This is a genomic window from Mesorhizobium sp. M1A.F.Ca.IN.022.06.1.1, from assembly GCF_003952605.1.
Taxonomy (GTDB): domain Bacteria; phylum Pseudomonadota; class Alphaproteobacteria; order Rhizobiales; family Rhizobiaceae; genus Mesorhizobium.
The window spans coordinates 2,196,004-2,215,455 of sequence record NZ_CP034455.1 but is presented as its reverse complement, the minus strand read 5'-3'; the positions used below and the strand labels follow the sequence as shown (position 1 = coordinate 2,215,455).

At 63.2% G+C, this 19,452-nt stretch carries 13 protein-coding genes and 3 pseudogenes; 12 read left to right on the top strand and 4 right to left on the bottom strand.

Features of this window, described 5'->3' with window-relative positions; translation table 11 throughout:
• Positions 1-19 precede the first annotated feature (19 nt).
• The 8 genes and pseudogenes from EJ078_RS10495 (at position 20) to EJ078_RS10460 (ending at position 8,992) form a co-directional block, all read left to right on the top strand.
• Positions 20-922, top strand: coding sequence for an ABC transporter ATP-binding protein (locus EJ078_RS10495; protein WP_127403847.1), 903 nt, complete (start codon positions 20-22; stop codon positions 920-922).
• The gene (locus EJ078_RS10490; RefSeq protein ID WP_095487011.1) at positions 922-1,818 is read left to right on the top strand and encodes a branched-chain amino acid ABC transporter permease; all 897 of its coding nucleotides are present in this window, start codon (positions 922-924) and stop codon (positions 1,816-1,818) included. Before EJ078_RS10495 ends, EJ078_RS10490 begins: the two co-directional genes overlap by 1 nt.
• Positions 1,819-1,821: 3 nt before the next feature.
• The gene (locus EJ078_RS10485; RefSeq protein ID WP_128261021.1) at positions 1,822-2,871 is read left to right on the top strand and encodes a branched-chain amino acid ABC transporter permease; all 1,050 of its coding nucleotides are present in this window, start codon (positions 1,822-1,824) and stop codon (positions 2,869-2,871) included.
• 53 nt (positions 2,872-2,924) lie between these two features.
• Positions 2,925-4,256, top strand: coding sequence for an ABC transporter substrate-binding protein (locus EJ078_RS10480; RefSeq protein ID WP_127240525.1), 1,332 nt, complete (start codon positions 2,925-2,927; stop codon positions 4,254-4,256).
• Between the two features lie 66 nt (positions 4,257-4,322).
• Complete coding sequence (locus EJ078_RS10475) at positions 4,323-5,114, top strand: ABC transporter ATP-binding protein (protein WP_126037999.1); 792 nt, start codon at positions 4,323-4,325, stop codon at positions 5,112-5,114.
• Positions 5,111-6,358 (top strand): SfnB family sulfur acquisition oxidoreductase, encoded by a 1,248-nt coding sequence (locus EJ078_RS10470; protein ID WP_127403634.1) that lies wholly within the window; start codon positions 5,111-5,113, stop codon positions 6,356-6,358. Before EJ078_RS10475 ends, EJ078_RS10470 begins: the two co-directional genes overlap by 4 nt.
• A gap of 32 nt (positions 6,359-6,390) precedes the next feature.
• Positions 6,391-7,565: pseudogene (ssuD, locus tag EJ078_RS10465) on the top strand (FMNH2-dependent alkanesulfonate monooxygenase).
• Positions 7,562-8,992: an FAD/NAD(P)-binding protein gene (locus EJ078_RS10460; RefSeq protein WP_091600474.1), complete on the top strand. Its 1,431-nt coding sequence runs from the start codon at positions 7,562-7,564 to the stop codon at positions 8,990-8,992. The pseudogene ssuD and the gene EJ078_RS10460 overlap by 4 nt, the downstream one beginning before the upstream one ends.
• Positions 8,993-9,434: 442 nt before the next feature.
• Here the strand turns inward: EJ078_RS10460 and EJ078_RS10455 are convergent, their stop codons facing one another.
• On the bottom strand, positions 9,435-10,493 hold the full coding sequence (locus EJ078_RS10455; protein WP_208721409.1) for a class I SAM-dependent methyltransferase: 1,059 nt from the start codon (positions 10,491-10,493) through the stop codon (positions 9,435-9,437).
• A gap of 61 nt (positions 10,494-10,554) precedes the next feature.
• Positions 10,555-10,754, bottom strand: a pseudogene (locus tag EJ078_RS10450) (insulinase family protein); the annotation flags it as partial.
• 924 nt (positions 10,755-11,678) lie between these two features.
• Between EJ078_RS10450 and EJ078_RS30400 the strand changes: the two are divergent.
• The 4 genes and pseudogenes from EJ078_RS30400 to EJ078_RS30385 all read left to right on the top strand — a co-directional run.
• The gene (locus EJ078_RS30400; protein ID WP_245459191.1) at positions 11,679-11,843 is read left to right on the top strand and encodes a hypothetical protein; all 165 of its coding nucleotides are present in this window, start codon (positions 11,679-11,681) and stop codon (positions 11,841-11,843) included.
• Positions 11,834-12,040, top strand: a complete 207-nt coding sequence (locus EJ078_RS30395; RefSeq protein WP_245459188.1) for a hypothetical protein — start codon at positions 11,834-11,836, stop codon at positions 12,038-12,040. The genes EJ078_RS30400 and EJ078_RS30395 overlap by 10 nt, the downstream gene beginning before the upstream one ends.
• A gap of 22 nt (positions 12,041-12,062) precedes the next feature.
• Positions 12,063-12,230, top strand: coding sequence for a hypothetical protein (locus tag EJ078_RS30390; RefSeq protein WP_245459186.1), 168 nt, complete (start codon positions 12,063-12,065; stop codon positions 12,228-12,230).
• Between the two features lie 298 nt (positions 12,231-12,528).
• A pseudogene (locus EJ078_RS30385) lies at positions 12,529-12,723 on the top strand (DUF459 domain-containing protein); the annotation flags it as partial.
• Positions 12,724-12,792: 69 nt separating this feature from the next.
• Here EJ078_RS30385 and EJ078_RS10440 read toward each other — a convergent pair.
• Both EJ078_RS10440 and gltB read right to left on the bottom strand, forming a co-directional pair.
• Positions 12,793-14,247 (bottom strand): glutamate synthase subunit beta, encoded by a 1,455-nt coding sequence (locus EJ078_RS10440; RefSeq protein WP_128164794.1) that lies wholly within the window; start codon positions 14,245-14,247, stop codon positions 12,793-12,795.
• A 143-nt stretch (positions 14,248-14,390) separates the two neighbouring features.
• On the bottom strand, positions 14,391-19,139 hold the full coding sequence (gltB, locus tag EJ078_RS10435; RefSeq protein WP_128164792.1) for a glutamate synthase large subunit: 4,749 nt from the start codon (positions 19,137-19,139) through the stop codon (positions 14,391-14,393).
• Positions 19,140-19,452 lie beyond the last annotated feature (313 nt).

Genomic DNA, 19,452 nt, shown 5'->3' with positions numbered 1-19,452 from the left:
TCAAAAGCAGGGACGTTTCATGATTGGTGCTTCGCTGGGAGCCGCCGCATACGAGCGCGCGCCCGAAATTTCCGCCCTTCTTGCTGGTGCTGGTCGCGTTGACGAGACGCGCGCGGTGCGCCTGTCGGCAAAGGCTGATGCGATCCTGACCTTGAGCGGGATCGGCATTTCCTTTGGCGGGGTCAAGGCGCTGAGCGATGTTGATCTCGAAGTCGAAGTCGGCGAGATCCGCGCGGTGATCGGCCCCAACGGCGCCGGCAAGTCCTCACTGATCAACATCATCAGCGGCCTCTATCACGCCGACCGCGGCAGGATTGCGATCGGCGGACAGTCCTTCTCCCGGGTGCCGGCGAGCCGTCTAGCACGGCTCGGCGTTGCGCGAACCTTCCAGAACCTGGCGCTATTCGGCGGTCTGTCCGTGCGCAACAACATCGCGTGCGGCCGCGTCCACACCAGGCGCGCCAGTTTCGTCGAACATATTGCAGGTCTGCCACGCGCCCGGAGCGAAGATGCGGGAATCGCCGAAAAGACCGATCAGATAGTCGCCTTCCTGCATCTCGAAAGCGTCGCCGACCGCCTCGTCGCCACCTTGCCTTACGGCCTGCAGAAGCGGGTCGAGCTGGCGCGCGCGCTGGTCGCCGAGCCGAAGCTGCTGCTGCTCGACGAGCCGATGGCCGGCATGACGGCGACCGAGAAGGCCGAGATGGCCGGCTTCGTGCGAGCCGCGCGCGACCGGCACGGCGTCACCGTCATCCTGATCGAGCACGACATCGGCGTCGTCATGGGCCTCTCCGACCGCGTCGCCGTGCTCGACTACGGCCGCAAGATCGCCGACGGCACGCCGGCCGAGGTGCGCGCCGATCCTGCGGTGATCCGGGCCTATCTCGGCACCGCCGAGGGCGAGAATGGCGAGGACATCTGATGAGCTACTATGATTTCCTCTTCGTCATCGAGGTGCTGGTCGGAGGCCTGCTGTCGGGCGTCATGTACTCGCTCGTCGCCATCGGATTCGTGCTGATCTACAAGACCTCGGGCGTGCTGAACTTCGCGCAAGGCTCGATGGTGCTGTTTGCAGCACTCACTTTCGTCAGCCTGGTCGAACGCCGCGTCCCTTTCGCGCTTTCGCTGCTCATCACCTTCGCGGTCATGGTCGCGCTCGGCTTCACCATCGAGCGGACCGTGCTCAGGCCGCTGGTCAACCGCTCGCCGATGACGCTGTTCATGGCGACGCTGGGGCTCTCCTACATCATCGAAGGTGCCGCCCAGCTTATCTGGGGCACGCAGGTGCACGGGCTCGACCTCGGCATCGACGACACCCCATTCGAGGTCGGCGGCGTACTGATCTCGTCCTTCGACCTGCTGGCGGCGGCGATCGCCGCTGCCATGGTCGCAGGCCTCAGCGCCTTCTTCTATTGGACGCGGATCGGCCTTGCGTTTCGCGCCGTCGCCGACGATCAGTTCGCGGCCCTCGCCGTCGGCCTGCGGCTGCCTCGCATCTGGGGCACCGTGTGGACGGCGGCCGGCTTCGTCGCGCTGGTCGCCGGGCTGTTGTGGGGCGCGCGTCTCGGCGTCCAGTTCTCGCTGTCGCTGATCGTGCTGAAGGCGCTGCCGGTGCTGGTGCTTGGCGGCTTCGATTCCATCCTCGGCGCCATCGTTGGCGGCCTCATCATCGGCGCCAGCGAGAAGCTGGCCGAGGTCTATCTCGGCCCGTTCGTCGGCGGCGGCATCGAGGGCTGGTTCGCCTATGCGCTGGCGCTGGTGGTGCTTTTGGTGCGCCCCTCCGGCCTGTTTGGCCAGAAAACCGTCGAAAGGGTCTGAACCATGGCCGTGCAAGCGCTCGACGCCGCAAGGCTTCCAGTCGACTGGGTGAAACTCGTTCAGAAGCTGGCATTGCCGACCGCCCTGTTCGTCGTCGCCTACGGCGTGGTCCCTGCCTATGCTTCGGGCTATCTGGTCGAGGCGATCCTGCTGCCATTCCTGGCGCTCAGCCTGGCGGCGGTCGGCCTCAATCTGCTGACCGGCTATTGCGGCCAGCTCTCGCTTGGCTCTTCCGCCTTCATGGCGGTGGGCGCGTTCGCCGCCTACAATTTCAACCTCAGGGTCGAAGGCCTGCCGCTGGCGGGGACCATGATCCTGGCCGGAATTTCCGCCGCCGGCTTCGGCGTCGTGTTCGGCCTGCCCAGTCTCAGGCTGCGCGGCTTCTACCTCGCCGTCTCGACGCTCGCCGCCCAGTTCTTCGTGCAATGGGCGCTGACCAAGTTCGGCTGGTTCTCCAACGACAACCCGTCCGGGGTGATCTCGGCGCCGCACCTGGCCGTCGCCGGTCTTTCGCTCGACAGCGCGACCGGCCGCTATTTGCTTTCGGTCACCACGGTCATGGTGCTGACGGCCCTCGTCTGGCGCTTGGTCAACAGCGCGACCGGTCGCAACTTCATCGCCGTGCGGGACAACGAAACCGCCGCACGCGTCATCGGTGTGCCGGTGCTGCGAACCAAGCTTCTGGCGTTCGCCATCTCGTCGTTCATCATCGGTATCGCCGGCGTGCTGTGGGCCTTCACCTATCTGCGCACCGTCGAGCCGGCAGGCTTCAATCTCGACCGCTCATTCCAGATCCTGTTCATCATCATCATCGGCGGGCTGGCCTCGATCCGTGGCGCGTTTTTGGGTGCGGCGTTCATCGTTGTCCTCCCGCTCTTTCTGTCCCGGCTCGGCGCCTTCCTGTTCGGCGGCCTGTTCGATTCGGGCGTTCTCGACATGAGCCAGCGCATCGTGCTCGGCGCCCTTATCATCATCTTCCTCATCGCGGAACCGAGCGGGCTGTCGGCCCTCTTCGACCGCCTCAAACGACGGATCGGCTCAAGGTCCAGCTGATTGCCGCTCAACTTCCTCCTCCGCTCGGACCAACCCATCAGGAGACGTAAGCAATGACCTTCTTCAGTCACCTAAGAAAAGCGGCGATCGCCACGGCCTTCGTGCTCGGCGCGACGGCGGTTCACGCCGAAGAACAATACTTTCCCCTGCAGAGCTACCGTGTCGGTCCGTATGCGGCCGGCGGAACCGGCTTTTTCGGTGGCTTCATCGACTATCTCAACCTGATCAACATCCGCGACGGCGGCGTCAATGGCGTCAAGCTGGCCTGGAGCGAAGGCGAGACGCAATATGAGGTCGAGAAGGGCGTCGAGGTGTATGAACGGTTGAAGAGCAATCCCGGGATCGCTGCCTGGAATCCACTCTCGGTCGGCATCGCCTATGCCATGATCGATCGCATCACCGACGACAAGGTGCCGCTGATCACCATCAACCACGGCCGCACAGACACGACCGACGGGCGGGTGTTCCCTTACGTCTTCCCGCTGCTGCTCAATCCTTACAGCGAGACCTCCGGCATCGTGAACTACATCGCGTCCAAGGAAGGAGGCCTCGACAAGCTCAAGGGCAAGAACATCGTCGTGCTCTATCACGGCTCGCCCTATGGGAAGGAGACGATCCCGATCTATGAGCTGCTGTCGCAGAAATACGGCTTCGAGCTGTCGCAGATCGAGGTGCCGCATCCCGGCAACGAGCAGCAGGCGCAGTGGCTGACCATCCGGCGCGAGCATCCTGACTATGTCGTGCTGCGCGGCTGGGGCGTGATGAACCCCGTCGCCTTGAAGACCGCGCAGAAGACAGGCTTCCCGGCCGATCACATCATAGGCAATGTCTGGTCGAATTCCGAAGAGGATGTCATCCCCGCCGGCGATGCCGCCAAGGGCTATACGGCCATCACCACCCAGGCCTCGGGTGAGCGATATCCGGTGGTCCAGGAGATCGTCAAAACGGTCTACGGCGACGGCAAAGGCAATCTCGAGGACAAAAGCCGCATCGGCTCGGTCTACCACAATCTCGGCATCGTCAATGGCATCCTCAATGTCGAGGCGGTCCGCATCGCACAGGCCAAGTTCGGCAACCGCACGCTGACCGGCGACGAAGTGCGTTGGGGCTTCGAGCATCTCAAGCTCGATCCGGCGCGCGTCGAGGCACTCGGCGCCAAGGACCTGTTCCACTCGATCAACGTCTCCTGGGACAATCACGAGGGTGACGGCTACGTGACCTTCCAGCAATGGGACGGCAAGAAGTGGAATGTCGTCTCCGACTGGATCGCTCCCGACTGGAAGCTGCTGCGTCCGATCATCGAGAAGTCGTCCGAGGCGTATGCCAAGGAAAAGGGCATCAAGATCCGCACGGCCGAGGACGCCGACGCGGTGGTCAGCAACTGAATTTGGTATGGTGCGGCCGACAAATCTGGCCGGCCGCGCCATCCACCTTCCCGAGCGGAGTCATCGATGTCCATCCCGGAATACCCGATACTGTCAGTTAGCAGCGTGGAAGCTGTCTACAACGGCGCCATCGCCGCCCTACACGGCGTCGACTTGTTGGTTGGCAGGGGCGAGATCGTCGCGCTGCTCGGCTCCAACGGTGCCGGCAAGACGACACTGCTGCGCGCCGTATCCAATCTCCTTCCGGCTGAGCGCGGCGCCATTACCGCCGGTCGGATCACCTTCGGTGGCGAGGATGTTTCAAGGGCAAGCCCCTCGCACCTAGTCCGCAGCGGCCTTGTCCAATTCCTCGAGGGCCGGCATTGCTTCCGCTCGCTGACGGTCGAAGAGAACCTCTTCACCGGCGCGCTCGGACGCTCGTCCTCTCGCACGGGCGTCAAGGCCGACCTCGATCGTGTCTATTCACTTTTCCCAAGGCTCGCCGAGAAGCGGCGAACCCGGTCCGGCCTCACTTCCGGGGGCGAGCAGCAGATGACGGCTATCGGCCGGGGTCTGATGTCGCGGCCGAAACTCTTTGTTCTGGACGAGCCGTCGATGGGGCTGGCACCGCTGATCGTCGACGAGATCTTCAGCGCCCTGAAACGGCTCAACCGCGACGAAGGCCTTTCGATCCTCGTTGCCGAACAGAATTCGGCGGTCGCGCTGAAATACGCCGACCGCGCCACCGTGCTCGAGAACGGCGTCAGCGTGCTGGAAGGATCGGCTGCCGACTTGCGCCAGCGCACCGATATCAAAACCTACTACCTCGGCGGCGCGCCGCTTCCACCGCAACATTTTCCCAAGGAGACAGCAGCATGACCATCCAATCCAGGCAGGCGTCGGATAGCCGCAGTGCCGTCCCGCCGGTCGAACGACCCTCTGCCAAGGCGCATGTGATCAAGGCCGATGCCGAGGCAATCGCTGTCGCCGAAAAACTCGCCGCCGAATTCGCCAGGGATGCCTCCAAGCGGGATCGTGAACGCATCTGGCCGAAGGAAGAGCTCGATGCGTTTTCGCAGAGCGGCCTGTGGTCGATCAACGTGCCGAAAGCCTATGGCGGGCCGGAGCTCTCCTATGTGACCCTGTCGAAGGTGATCACCATCATCTCGGCGGCCGATCCGTCGCTCGGCCAGATTCCGCAGAACCATCTTGGCGTCGTCGCCGCTATCCGCACCGTCTCCGACGAGGCGCAGAAGAAGCTGCTTTTCGCTGAGGTGCTGTCCGGCACGCGCTTCGGCAACGCGTTCTCCGAGTTCGGCTCCAAGCGCGCGGCCGACTTCGAGACAAAGTTCGTCGACGCCGGCCACCATGTCGTGGTCAACGGCCAGAAATTCTATTCGAGCGGTGCTCTGCTTGCCCATCTGGTTCCGATCGTGGCGCTCGATGACGAGGGGCGCGCCTGGTATGCCATCGCCGATCGCGGCGCGCCCGGACTGACGGTGATCGACGACTGGTCGAGCTTCGGACAGAAGACGACTTTGTCCGGCACGGTCCTGCTCGACAATGTCAAGGTGCCCAAAACGCATCTTGTCCCCGGCTACAAGGGCTATGACAGGCCGACGGCCGACGGCGCCATCTTCCAGATCATCCAGGCCGCGGTCGATCTCGGCATCGCCAAGGCGGCGATCGACGAGACTGTCGGCTTCGTGCGCACCAAGTCGCGCGCCTGGATCGACAGCGGCGTCGATCATGCCTGGCAGGATCCTTATACGATCCAGGCGATTGGCGACCTTCGCCTGCGGGCCAAAGCGGCAGAGGCGGTTCTGGAAAGGGCCGGGCTTGCGGTCGATCGCGCCGTGGCCGACCCGAACGAGAAGACCGTCGCGGAAGCGCAGATCGCGGTTGCCGAATCCAAGATCCTCACGACAGAGATCGCCATCATTGCCACGAACAAGCTGTTCGAGCTCGCCGGCACACGCTCGACGCTGGCCGAGCACAATCTCGACCGGCACTGGCGCAACGCCCGCACCCACACGCTGCACGATCCGGTGCGCTGGAAATACGCGATCCTCGGCAACTACTACCTCAACGACGTAAATCCGCCGCTCCATGCCTGGAGCTGAGCGAAGCGCCTCCAAATCACAGAGGACCATTCATGAGCATTGCCACTCCCGACAGGATCAAGGTCCTGTGGTTTCTGCCGACTCATGGCGACAGCCGCTATCTCGGCACCTCAGAGGGGGCAGGGCGGTCGACTTGCCCTATCTCACCCAAGTCGCGAAAGCCGCCGATGCCATCGGCTACTATGGCGCGCTGCTGCCGACAGGACGCAGTTGCGAAGATAGCTGGGTCGTGGCGTCGGCGCTGGCACCGCTGACGCAGCGGCTTCGCTTCCTTGTCGCCGTCCGGCCGGGCCTGCAATCGCCGACGCTAGCCGCGCGCATGACCTCGACGCTCGACCGCATTTCCAGCGGACGGCTGCTCATCAACGTCGTCACCGGCGGGGATCCGGTCGAGAACAAGGGCGACGGCATCTTCCTCAGCCATGACGAGCGCTATGAGGTGACGCGGGAATTCCTCGACATCTACAAGGCGGTGCTTCGCGGCGAGACCGTAGCGTTCGCAGGCAAGCACTTCCGTATCGAGGACGGTCGCCTACTGTTTCCGCCCGTGCAGACGCCACATCCGCCGCTCTATTTCGGCGGCTCGTCCGATGCCGCTAACGCGGTCGCCGCCGAACAGATCGACAAATATTTGACCTGGGGCGAACCGCCGGCGGACGTCGCGGCAAAGATTGCCCATGTGCGCGGTCTTGCCGAGAAAGCCGGGCGCCAGGTGACCTTCGGCATCCGGCTGCATGTCATCGTCCGCGAGACCAATCATGAGGCCTGGGCCGATGCCGACCGCCTGATCAGCCGCCTGGACGACAACACGATAACCGAGGCGCAGAAGGTTTTCGCGCGCATGGATTCCGTCGGCCAGTCGCGCATGAGCCGGCTTCATGGCGGCCGCCGCGACAAGCTCGAAATCAGTCCGAACCTGTGGGCTGGCGTTGGCCTGGTGCGCGGCGGCGCCGGCACCGCCCTGGTCGGCGATGCGGCGACAGTTGCGGAACGGATCGACGAATACCGGCGCATTGGCATCGATAGCTTTATCCTGTCCGGCTATCCGCATCTGGAGGAGGCCTATCGGTTTGGCGAACTGGTGTTGCCGTTGTTGCCGCTCGATCATGAAATCTCGACGCGCCCGACGGCAGTGAACATGGGACCGTTCGGCGAAACGGTGGCCGGCGACCATCGGCCTTCGGCACTGCGCGCGAGTCAGTCTTGAGCGCCAGAGACTTGGGCAGGGGACCGGTCGTAGCCATCATCGGTGGCGGCTTTTCCGGTGCGGCGACCGCGTTTCATCTTGCGCGGCTGCTGCCCGCCGGTGCTGCCGATATCGTGGTCGTCGAGCCCAGAGAGGGGCTCGGCTATGGTCTGGCCTACTCGACGGCCGATCCTTCACACCGCATCAATGTGCCGGCGTCGAGAATGACGCTGATCTCCGGCCAGGACAGCCACTTTGCCGATTGGCTGGAGCAGACCGGCGCGATTCTCGACGATGCCGAGGCTATTGCCGCAAATGGAGCACTCTACCCACAACGACGCGTTTTCGGGCGCTACGTGGAATCTTATCTCCAACCCTTTCTGTTCGGCAAAGTGATCCGTCATGTCAGGTCCGCCGTCGCGTCAGTCGAGCTTAGTGGCCAGGGCTACATCCTGATTCTCGCTGATGGAAGGACGCTCGCAGCCGACGCCCTAGTGATTGCGGCGACGCATCCGCCACCGGCCTTGCCATCGGCCCTGCGGTCTGTGGCTGCTGCTGCCCGGCTGGTGGCCAATCCCTATGATCTCGGAGGGCTGCAAGCGATCGGCCGCGACGACCAAGTGCTCGTAGTCGGCACTGGATTGACGTCGGCGGATATCATTGCCACGCTGGACCGCAATGGGCATCGTAGCCGCATCGTCGCGCTGTCACGTCATGGTTATCGTTCGCGCAGCCACGCGGTGCTCCCGGGCGACCCGATTGGTGATTTCATCAGTCTGCCTTCACGCAGCGCAACAGTGATGCTCAGACGCATCCGGGCCACGATCCTAGATGCCAAGCGTCGGGGCGAAGACTGGCACCCGGTGCTCGATGCCGTCCGACGTCAGGGACAAATCATCTGGCAGGCCCTGCCGCTCGACGAGCAACGCCGCCTCGTGCGCCATTTGCGCACGCTGTGGGATGTGCATCGCTTCCGCATCGCGCCACAGGTCGCGGACGTGCTCGATCGCCGCGTTGCCGAAGGCATGCTCGCCTATCGCGCCGCATCGATCGTCGGCGCCGAGCAGGTCGACGGGCGCATTCGGGTCACGCTGCGGCCAAGGCGCCAACCCACTCAGACAACCGAGACGTTCGACAGGGTGGTCGTCACGACCGGGCCGGCGCATGCCGATATTTTCCGGACCAACACAGCAATTGCCGATCTCGGGCGAATGGGACTGGTCCGGCTAGACCCGATTGGCCTTGGCCTGGCGACCGACAGCCAAGGCCGTGCGGTCAGCACTTCCGGCCGACCGACCGACAGCATTTTCGTCAGCGGGCCGCTGGCGCGCGGCAGCGTTGGCGAATTGATGGGAATTCCCGAAGTCACCGCGCATGCCGAGCGTATAGCCGCTGAAATCCACCAATGGCTTGGATACCAAACGGCGTTGCGTCGTAAGGCGTCGTGAAGCTGCAAACACGATGAGGCTATCCAGATGACACTCACCGAGCGTATTGCGAAGGTGGAAGCCCATTCGTGTCTTAAATAGGCCACTGGTCGCGTGCCGCTCCTGGCGCTTTTAGCAGATCCGCTCGACCTCGGAGGTGCCGATCTCCATGCCCAGACTTCGCACCGGCGTCCACCGCTTTGATGACGATCCGAGACGATCAGCCCACCGCGGCGGGTCGAGAAAGCACTGGGCGGGAAGACGCCTACAGCGAGGCTGCTCGCCTTGTGGCGGCAGAGAGGGAAAGAATCTGCCGCCGGACATCGACTTCAGTGGTTTAGAGAAGGCGGCTCGGCAGCGACCTCTGCGTGAACCCAGACGCCTTGAAAAGCCCGATGCGTCCGGATTTTTGGCGGTGATCTTCATAAAATGCGATGAGCTGCAATTTCTGGCGACGGCCACGCTAAGGGCGGGCCTCCAGCACCATGTTGAACGGTGTCTCCGCGGCGCGACGCAATCGCTTGAAGCCGCCACCGGTCACCACCTTGCGCAGCCTCGCCTCACCGGGCTGGGCTCCAAGCGCGAGCCCGACTTCCTGCGACACGGACGCGGGCGTGCACACGAACGTGGAAGCGGCATAGTAAACGCGTCCGACGGGATTGAGGTTCGCCGCCAGATGATCATGCGCGAACGGCTCGAAGATCATCCACGTGCCATCCGGCTTGAGCGATCCGTGGACATGGGTGGCGGCGCCCGTCGGGTCGCCCATGTCGTGAAGGCAATCGAAGAATGTGACGAGGTCATAGGTTCCGGGATAGCTCTTGGCGGCCGCGACGTCGAACCGCGTGTTGACGCCGACGCCGGCTACCTCGGCCGCCTTGCGGGCGCGCTCAATCGAAGGGGCATGATAGTCGAAGCCGACGAAGCGCGAATTGGGGAAGGCCTGTGCCATGAGCACGGTCGATGCACCATGACCGCATCCAACATCCGCGACGTCCACGCCGCGTTCGAGCTTCTCGACGACGCCCTCCAAGGCCGGCAGCCAGGAGTCGATCAGATTGGCATTGTAGCCTGGACGGAAGAACCGTTCCGTACCGCGAAACAGACACGCGCTATGATCGTGCCACCCGACGCCCTTGCCGGACTGGAATGCCTGCCTCACCTTTTCTTCATCGAGCCACAGTGCGGACAGGAACTCGAATGCGCCTGCCATGAAGGCCGGGCTGTTTTCATCGGCGAACACCAGCTCTTGCTCGGCGTTGAGATAGAATTTGTCGCTCGCTTCATCGTAGTCGACGTAGCCCGCCGCCGCCTGCCCGGAAAGCCATTCCCTTACGAGGCGTTCCTGGGTGCCGGTGCGTGTCGAAAGTTCGACGGCCGTCATCTTGCCGCCTTCGCGCAATGCCTTGAACAGGCCGAGTCTGTCCCCCAGCAGGACTCCCGCGCCCGTTGCGATCGCACCGAGATCGCCGACCATTTTCCCCAAGAATGCGTCCAACTTTTCCTGATTCGGTTCAGACATCGGAATCTCCCTTTGGGTTCAATCTCTCCAGGCGACGGAGCCGTGCTCGTCATGAGGCGCCTTTGAGCATCAGATGCTCGAAGACATGCGATGCCGGATTTCCCCGGCGGCTCATCCGCGCTGCCGATCCTGCACCAGACCATATGAGTGACGACCGGCGCGGTGGTCGGGAATGACAGCCACCTCCATGCCCTTGAAAAGCAGGAAATCCGTCACTTTGCCCTCGTCGGTAACCGGCGGAGCCGGAGTGGTCGTCACCAGGGCAAGCCTGTCGCAGCAGGTATCCTAGGGCAGCCCGTCAAAACATCGATGACTCCGGTTGTGGTGCCGGGGCGGGCGATCAGGGGCCAAGTGATTGTTCCGCGGCGGCTGTATGTTGTGGTAAGGTGATCATGCGAATTCTTGTTGGTCGGTCACGTGTTTGCGGATGACCCGCATGTACTGTGCCAAATGAGAAAACCATTCAAACGCAATCCAGTAGATCTGACTGTATCCGACATTGTCGGAATTTGGACATCGCCGAACGCGAAGCGCTCGGGGCTTGTGACGATACTTGAGCGTGCTGCTTCGGAGGAGGGATGCGCCTCGAACCGGCCGCGAGGCCTTTTTCTGGCAACGGATATTCCGGCCGGGTTAGGCCGCGAGGAAAGCGACGGTGAATAAGAGGTAGAGGACCAACCGTTTTGAGCGGGTAGTTGCCGTGTTGCGCCCCCAGGCAAAGGCCAGCACCACGGAGCAGTATTTCTGGTGGCGATACTACAACGCCTTTAAGTGCCGGTTACCCGTTTTTACCCAGTTGGCCTGGTGCATTCAGAGCGAGGTGGTTGGAAACCGCTTATTGTGGCTATGGGCGAACTCGGGATGGAGGAGTGGACCCAAAAATTAGCAAAATGCCCCAGGGAGGATTACATGGGTCGCTCATTCCCCGTACTCGTTACAGGTGCGCGTCGCTACGCAAACAGCTTGCTTTTGACTTGGCGTTTTTTGCCGTCTCGGCATCGCTCACTAATTCGGCCGCTGCCGATACCGTGAACTGGCGTCAATTCGAAGGGACCAGCATAACTTGGGCCTACGACATCCACCCCTATGCGGATGCTCTCGCTGCGCAACTTCCGGAGTTCGAGAAGCTGACCCGGCATCAAGGTCACGCCGGAACTCTACCCAGACGATTCTTACTGGAACAAGATGACGATCCAACTGACGACGAAGTCGCCAGCATGGGATGTGTTCGGCACTGGCATTCAGCCCGCGTGGGACCTCGCCCCGAGTGGCGCCCTGGAGCCGCTGGACAAATACCTGAGCGATCCGAAGCTTACCGATGCTGGATACGACTACATTACGTGGACATGATCAAGAAGTGCGCGGCTCCTTCCTTCGCCAATGATAACTGGTACCAGGTCGTGGACGGCATCTCGTCCGGCCGCACCGCGATGACGATCGACTCAAATATGTTCGGCTTCTGGAACGATGTTGCGGGGAAGCCGGCATCCGGCAAGATCGCCTTCGCCGCCGCTGCACGCACCGATCGCCACGAGCTTGGATTCTGACATCTGGATCTGGGCTCTCGCCATGAACGCGGCTTCCGAAAAGAAGGGCACGGCCTGGCTGTTCATCCCGTGGACCACCTCCAAGCAGGTGGCGCTCAAGGGTGCCCTTGCCGGCCAGCTCGTCAATCCGCCGCGCACGTCGACCTGGCAGGACGACACCTGGACTAAGTACGCCCGCGCTGATCACTGAACGTGTTTGAGTAGCCCCCCATTTCCGTAAGAAGTCCTCGTCATGAGAAAACCCTCCCTGATGCCGCCCGCACCGAGGAGGCCTTTACGAAAATGCCAGTCGGATTGTGGATCGCGTTGAAGAAGACTTCACTCGAATGCGCGTCTAGATCGTCATAGGTGAGCCGCGAGACCAGTGACGTACCTTTATGATTGTAAAGGTCCTTCGATGCTTGCCGGTACTGGGCCAGTAGCGTAGTCCACCCTCGAACGAAAAGACTGAGGCCGCCGCCCCGGCTACCGACGCCGACTCGCAATCACCGGCACTCGACGGCGGTTCGGAACTTCTCGGTGCCGCAGCGCCGGCCAAGCCGGACGGGCCCGGTGAAAAATTCGTCGTCGAGGGCAAGGCGCCCGCTGCTTCGCCCGGCCGCGCCGACGATTTTTCTTGGCCGCCAAGGCGGCAGCCCGTGGCGGCGGCCATAACCGAAACGACCACGGCGATCAGTCCGTAACCTGCCCGGGGCAGCGGAAGGCCGGAAAGCGCCTTCAGATGGCCGCGCAATTAGGGTCTCGAGACAGACTCAGCGCGGTAGCACGCTCGATCCCATCAGCGCCTCGTCGATCGAACGCGCTGCCTGACGGCCCTCGCGGATCGCCCAGACGACCAGCGATTGACCGCGGCGCACATCGCCCGCCGCATAGAGTTTTTCGACGCTGGTCTTGTAGTCGCGATCATTGGCCTCGACGTTGTTCGAGCGGCGGCTGTCGATGGCGATCTTCATCTGGCCAGTCAGTTCCGACACCGGCCCGACCGCGGCCGGCCCGGCAAAGCCGATAGCGATGAAGGCCAGATCCGCGCGGATGACGAATTCCGTGCCGGCGATCGGCTTGCGCTTTTCATCGACCTCGCAGCATTTGACGCCGGTCAACGCGCCGTCCTCGCCGATGAATTCGAGCGTCGCCACCTGGAACTCGCGCTCGGCGCCTTCCGCCTGCGAGGACGAGGTGCGCATCTTCGTCGCCCAGTAGGGCCAGACCGAAAGCTTGTCCTCCTTTTCCGGCGGCTGCGGCCGGATGTCGAGCTGGGTGACACGAACGGCGCCCTGGCGGAAGGCGGTGCCGACGCAGTCGGACGCGGTGTCGCCGCCGCCGACGACGACGACATGCTGGCCGCCGGCGACGATCGGCGGCGACGGCCACGCCACCGATTGGATCGACTCGCCGCCGATGCGCTTGTTCTGCTGCACCAGGTAAGGCATCGCGTCATGCACGCCGTCGAGATCGTCGCCGGGAATGTTGGCCGGGCGCGGCGTTTCCGAACCGCCGCAATAGAGCACCGCATCATATTCGGCGAGCAACTCCGCCACCGGCTTGTCGACGCCGACATTGATCCCGCAATGGAAGCTCACGCCCTCGCCTTGCATCTGCTCGATACGCCGGTCGATATAGTGCTTCTCGATCTTGAAGTCGGGAATGCCGTAGCGCATCAGCCCGCCCGGCCGGCTCTCGCGCTCATAGACGTGAACGTCGTGGCCGGCGCGGCCAAGCTGCTGGGCGGCCGCCATGCCGGCCGGCCCCGAGCCAATGACGGCGACGCGCCTGCCGGTTTTCTTTTCCGGCGGATAGGGCCGGATATGACCGGTTTCATAGGCCTTGTCGGCGATCGCCTGCTCGATCGTCTTGATGGCGACCGGAATATCCTCGAGGTTCAGCGTGCAGGCTTCCTCGCAAGGTGCCGGACAGATGCGGCCGGTGAATTCCGGGAAATTATTGGTCGAATGCAGGTTGCGGATCGCATTGTCCCAGTCGCCATTGTAGACGAGGTCGTTCCAGTCCGGGATCTGGTTGTGGACGGGGCAGCCGGTCGGCCCGTGACAGTACGGAATGCCGCAATCCATGCAGCGCGCGGCCTGTTTCTCGACCTCCTTGTCCGACATCGGCAGCGTGAACTCGCGAAAATGTCGGATGCGGTCGGAAGCCGGCTGGTACTTGTGCACCTGCCGGTCGATCTCGAGAAACCCTGTTACCTTGCCCATAGTCCAGTCCCTGCTGTCCAGATGGCGCGCTCGACGTCGCACCCGTTAACCTCATAAGGCAGCCATGGCAACCTTCAGTCCGAGGCCAGGATTGTTGATGAAGGCATCGACCGGGAAGCTTTGCTTCCCGGCAATCCCAATACCTATTCCGCCGCAACGCCCATGCGCATGCGTTCCATTTCGATCAGCGCGCGGCGGTATTCGACCGGCATGATCTTCCGGAATTTCGGCCGGAAAGTCGCCCAGTTGTCGAGGATCTCGCGGCCGCGCACCGAACCCGTGTAATGAACGTGGTTCGAGATCAGCTGATAGAGCCGCTCCTCATCATGGCTGGTCATGTCGCCGGACACGTCGACGCGGCCTTTGTGATCGAGGTCGCCGCCATGATGGAGCAGTTTCTCCATCAGGTCGTCTTCTTCGGGAACGGGTTCCAGTTCGACCATCGCCATGTTGCAGCGCTCGGCGAAATCACCCACCTCGTCGAGCACATAGGCGACGCCGCCCGACATGCCAGCGGCAAAGTTGCGGCCGGTCTGCCCGATGACGACGACAATGCCGCCGGTCATGTACTCGCAGCCATGGTCGCCAACACCTTCGACGACGGCAGCGACGCCCGAATTGCGAACCGCAAAACGCTCGCCGGCGACGCCGCAGAAATAGGCCTCGCCCTCGGTCGCGCCGTAGAGCACCGTGTTGCCGACGATGATCGACTCGGCTGCGACGATCTTCGTGTTCTCAGGCGGGCGGATGACGATGCGTCCGCCCGACAGGCCCTTGCCGACGTAGTCGTTGGCGGCACCGACCAGCTCGAACGAAACCCCACGCGCCAGGAAGGCGCCGAAGGACTGGCCGGCGGTGCCGGTGAGCTTCACCGAGATCGTGTCCTCGCGCAGGCCCTTGTGCTTGAAGCGCTTTGCCACTTCGCCCGACAGCATGGCGCCGGTCGAACGATCGACATTGCGGATCGGCAGCTCGATGCTGACCGGCTGCCTGGCTTCCAGCGCCGGCTTGGCGAGTTCGATCAGCTTGCGGTCGAGCACGTCGTCGATCGGATGCTTCTGCCGCTCGGTCCAGTGCACCGCCTCATGCGGGGCATCCGGCTTGAAGAACATCCTGCTGAAATCGAGCCCGCGCGCCTTCCAGTGCTGGATCAGCGCCCGCTTCTCCAGGAGTTCGGTGTCGCCGATGATCTGGTCGAGATGGGTATAGCCCATCTCGGCGAGCAGCGCCCGGACCTCCTCCGCCACATAGAAGAAGAAGTTGATGACGTGTTCCGGCGTGCCCTTGAAGCGCTTGCGCAACACCGGATCCTGCGTCGCGACGCCGACCGGGCAGGTGTTGAGATGGCACTTGCGCATCATGATGCAGCCGGCCGCGATCAGCGGCGCGGTCGAGAAGCCGAATTCGTCGGCGCCAAGCAGCGCGCCGATGACGACGTCGCGGCCGGTGCGCAGGCCGCCATCGACCTGCAGCGCGACGCGCGACCTGAGGCCGTTGAGCACCAGCGTCTGGTGCGTCTCGGCAAGGCCCATTTCCCACGGGCTGCCGGCGTGCTTAAGCGAGGTCAGCGGCGATGCGCCGGTGCCGCCGTCATAGCCGGAAATGGTGATGTGATCGGCGCGCGCCTTGGCGACGCCGGCCGCAACCGTGCCGACACCGACTTCGGAGACCAGCTTGACCGAGACATCGGCCGCCGGGTTGACGTTCTTGAGGTCGTAGATGAGCTGCGCCAGATCCTCGATCGAATAGATGTCGTGATGCGGCGGCGGCGAGATCAGGCCGACGCCGGGCGTCGAATGCCTGACTTTGGCAATGGTGGCATCGACCTTGTGACCGGGCAGCTGACCGCCCTCGCCAGGCTTCGCGCCTTGCGCCACCTTGATCTGCATCACATCGGAATTCACCAGATATTCCGCCGTCACGCCGAAACGCCCGGAAGCGACCTGCTTGATCGCCGAACGCTCGGGGTTCTTGCCGCCGTCCGGCAGCGGCAGGTAACGGTCGGCCTCTTCGCCGCCCTCGCCGGTGTTCGACTTGCCGCCGATGGCGTTCATGGCGCGGGCCAGCGTGGTGTGCGCTTCCCTGGAGATCGAGCCAAAGGACATCGCTCCGGTCGAGAACCGTTTGACGATATCGGCCGCCGACATGACCTCGTCGAGCGCGACCTTCTTGCGCCCGGTTTCTTCGGCCAGCCTGATCTTGAACAGGCCGCGAATGCTCTGCGCCCGCGCCGTCTCGCTGTCGATCTGAGCGGAATAGTCCTTGAACGTCTGCCACGATCCCTGGCGCACGGCGTGCTGCAGGGTGGCCACCGCATCGGGCGACCAGATATGCGCTTCGCCACGCATGCGGAACATGTATTCGCCGCCGACCTCGAGGCTGTTGCGCAGCACCGGGTCGTTGCCGAAGCCGTCGGCGTGGCGGCTGACCGTCTCGGCCGCGATCTCTTCCAGCCCGACGCCTTCGATCAGCGTCGCGGTGCCGGTGAAATATTTTTGCACGAAATCGGTCTTCAGCCCGATGGCGTCGAAGATCTGCGCGCCGCAATAGGACTGGTAGGTCGAGATGCCCATCTTCGACATCACCTTGAGAACGCCCTTGCCGATCGACTTGATGTAGCGGGAGACGACCTCATTGGCGTCGACTTCGGCCGGCAGCTCGCCGCGCTTGTGCATGTCGAGCAGCGTGTCGAAGGCGAGATAGGGATTGATCGCCTCGGCGCCATAGCCCGCAAGGCAGCAGAAATGATGCACCTCGCGCGGTTCGCCGGACTCGACCACCAGCCCCACCGACGTGCGCAATCCCTTGCGGATCAGATGATGGTGGACCGCCGCCGTCGCCAGCAATGCCGGGATGGCGATGCGGTCCGGCCCGAGCTGACGGTCGGACAGGATGATGATGTTGTAGCCGCCGGCGACCGCCGCCTCGGCGCGCTCGCACAGCCGGTCGATGGCGCCCTGCATGCCGGCCGCGCCTTCGTTCGAAGCATAGGTGATGTCGATCGTCTTGGTGTCGAAACGGTCCTCGGTGTGACCGATGGAGCGGATCTTCTCAAGATCGCCATTGGTCAGGATCGGCTGGCGCACCTCGAGCCGCTTGCGACGCGAATTGCCGACGAGGTCGAAGATGTTCGGCCTCGGCCCGATGAACGACACCAGACTCATCACCAGTTCCTCGCGAATTGGGTCGATCGGCGGGTTGGTGACCTGGGCGAAGTTCTGCTTGAAATAGGTGTAGAGCAGCTTCGATCTGTCCGACATCGCCGAAATCGGCGTGTCGGTGCCCATCGAGCCGACCGCTTCCTGGCCGGTGGTCGCCATCGGCGACATCAGCAGCTTGGTGTCTTCCTGGGTAAAGCCGAACGCCTGCTGACGGTCGAGCAGGCTGACGTCCCTGCGCAGCGCCCGCGGCTCGACCGGCTTCAGGTCTTCGAGGATGAGCTGGGTGTTGGCGAGCCAGCTCTTGTAGGGATGCCTGGTCGCGATCTCCGACTTGATCTCCTCGTCGGAAACGATGCGACCCTTCTCCAGGTCGATCAAAAGCATGCGGCCGGGCTGCAGCCGCCATTTCTTGACGATCCTTTCCTCCGGCACCGGCAGCACGCCGGCTTCCGAGGCCATGATGACGCGATCGTCGTCGGTGACGATGTAGCGCGCCGGGCGCAGCCCATTGCGGTCGAGCGTGGCGCCGATCTGGCGGCCGTCGGTGAAGGCCACCGCCGCCGGCCCGTCCCACGGCTCCATCAGGGCGGCGTGGTATTCGTAAAAGGCCTTGCGATCTTGATCCATCAGCTTGTTGCCGGCCCAGGCCTCGGGGATCAGCATCATCATCGCGTGGGCGAGCGAGTAGCCGCCCTGCGTCAGGAATTCGAGCGCATTGTCGAAACAGGCGGTGTCCGACTGCCCCTCATAGGAGATCGGCCACAGCTTGGAGATGTCGTTGCCGAACAGTTCGGAATCGACCGAAGCCTGCCGCGCCGCCATCCAGTTGACGTTGCCGCGCAGCGTGTTGATCTCGCCATTGTGGGCGACCATGCGATAGGGATGCGCCAGCTTCCACGACGGGAAGGTGTTGGTCGAGAAACGCTGGTGGACGAGGATCAGCGCCGTCTCGAAACGCGGATCGGTCAGATCCTTGTAATAGGCGCCGACCTGATAGGCCAGGAACATGCCCTTGTAGACGATGGTACGCGATGACATCGACACGACGTAAAAACCATTGTCGACGCCCTTGGTCTCTTCATGGATACGACCGGAAATGACCTTGCGCAGGATGTAGAGCCGCCGTTCGTAATCGTCGTCGCTCTCGATCTCGGCGCCACGGCCGAGGAACACCTGCCTCTGGACCGGTTCGGAAGCAGCGATATCAGGCGCCTTTGACAGCGATGAATTGTCGACCGGCACGTCGCGAAAGCCGAGCAGCGGCTGGCCTTCGAGCTGCGCGACCTCGGCGATGATGCCTTCGATATGCGCCTGAAGCTCAGGATCGCGCGGCATGAACACATGGCCGACGGCGTAATGGCCGGGTTTTGGCAGTTCGACCCCCTGGCTGGCCATCTCCTCGCGGAAGAAGCGGTCGGGAAGCTGCACCAGCACGCCCGCGCCGTCGCCCATCAGCGGGTCGGCGCCGACGGCGCCGCGATGCGTCAGATTTTCGAGCACCGCCAGGCCGTCCGTGACGATCTGATGCGACTTGACGCCCTTCATATTGACGATGAAGCCGACGCCGCAGGCATCGTGCTCGTTGCGCGGATCGTAGAGGCCGTGGGCGGCGAACCCGGTAGGGGTCCGCCCGATCCTGGTCAGGCCAGTGGCGATGGACGGATTTTTGACGGCTGGCGCTTTCGTCTGCGCGGCCGGGCCGTTCGTCGCAGATGGCGTCACTTCCGTCATCGTCCTGTCCTCCGTTCTTGCCTGGCGCAGAGACAGGCGGTCGGCTGCGTCCCCCGTCTTCCCCGCCTGTGGGCGCAGGTGGATCGGTGGGCAGCGCCGAGCTGGCTGAGTAACCTTCTTCATGTTGCCAGCCTTACTCCAGTGCCATCTTTGACGGGTCCGGGAGACCCTTAGCGGCAGTATGTTTTGGTGAGTTGATCAGGCACGTCTTCTCCTTGCTCGGTCACGTGTTTGCGGATAACGGCGAGGCTGGGCTGGACGCCTGGGCCGACCTATTTGTACATCCACGTCAGGGAAATGGACGAATTGGCCA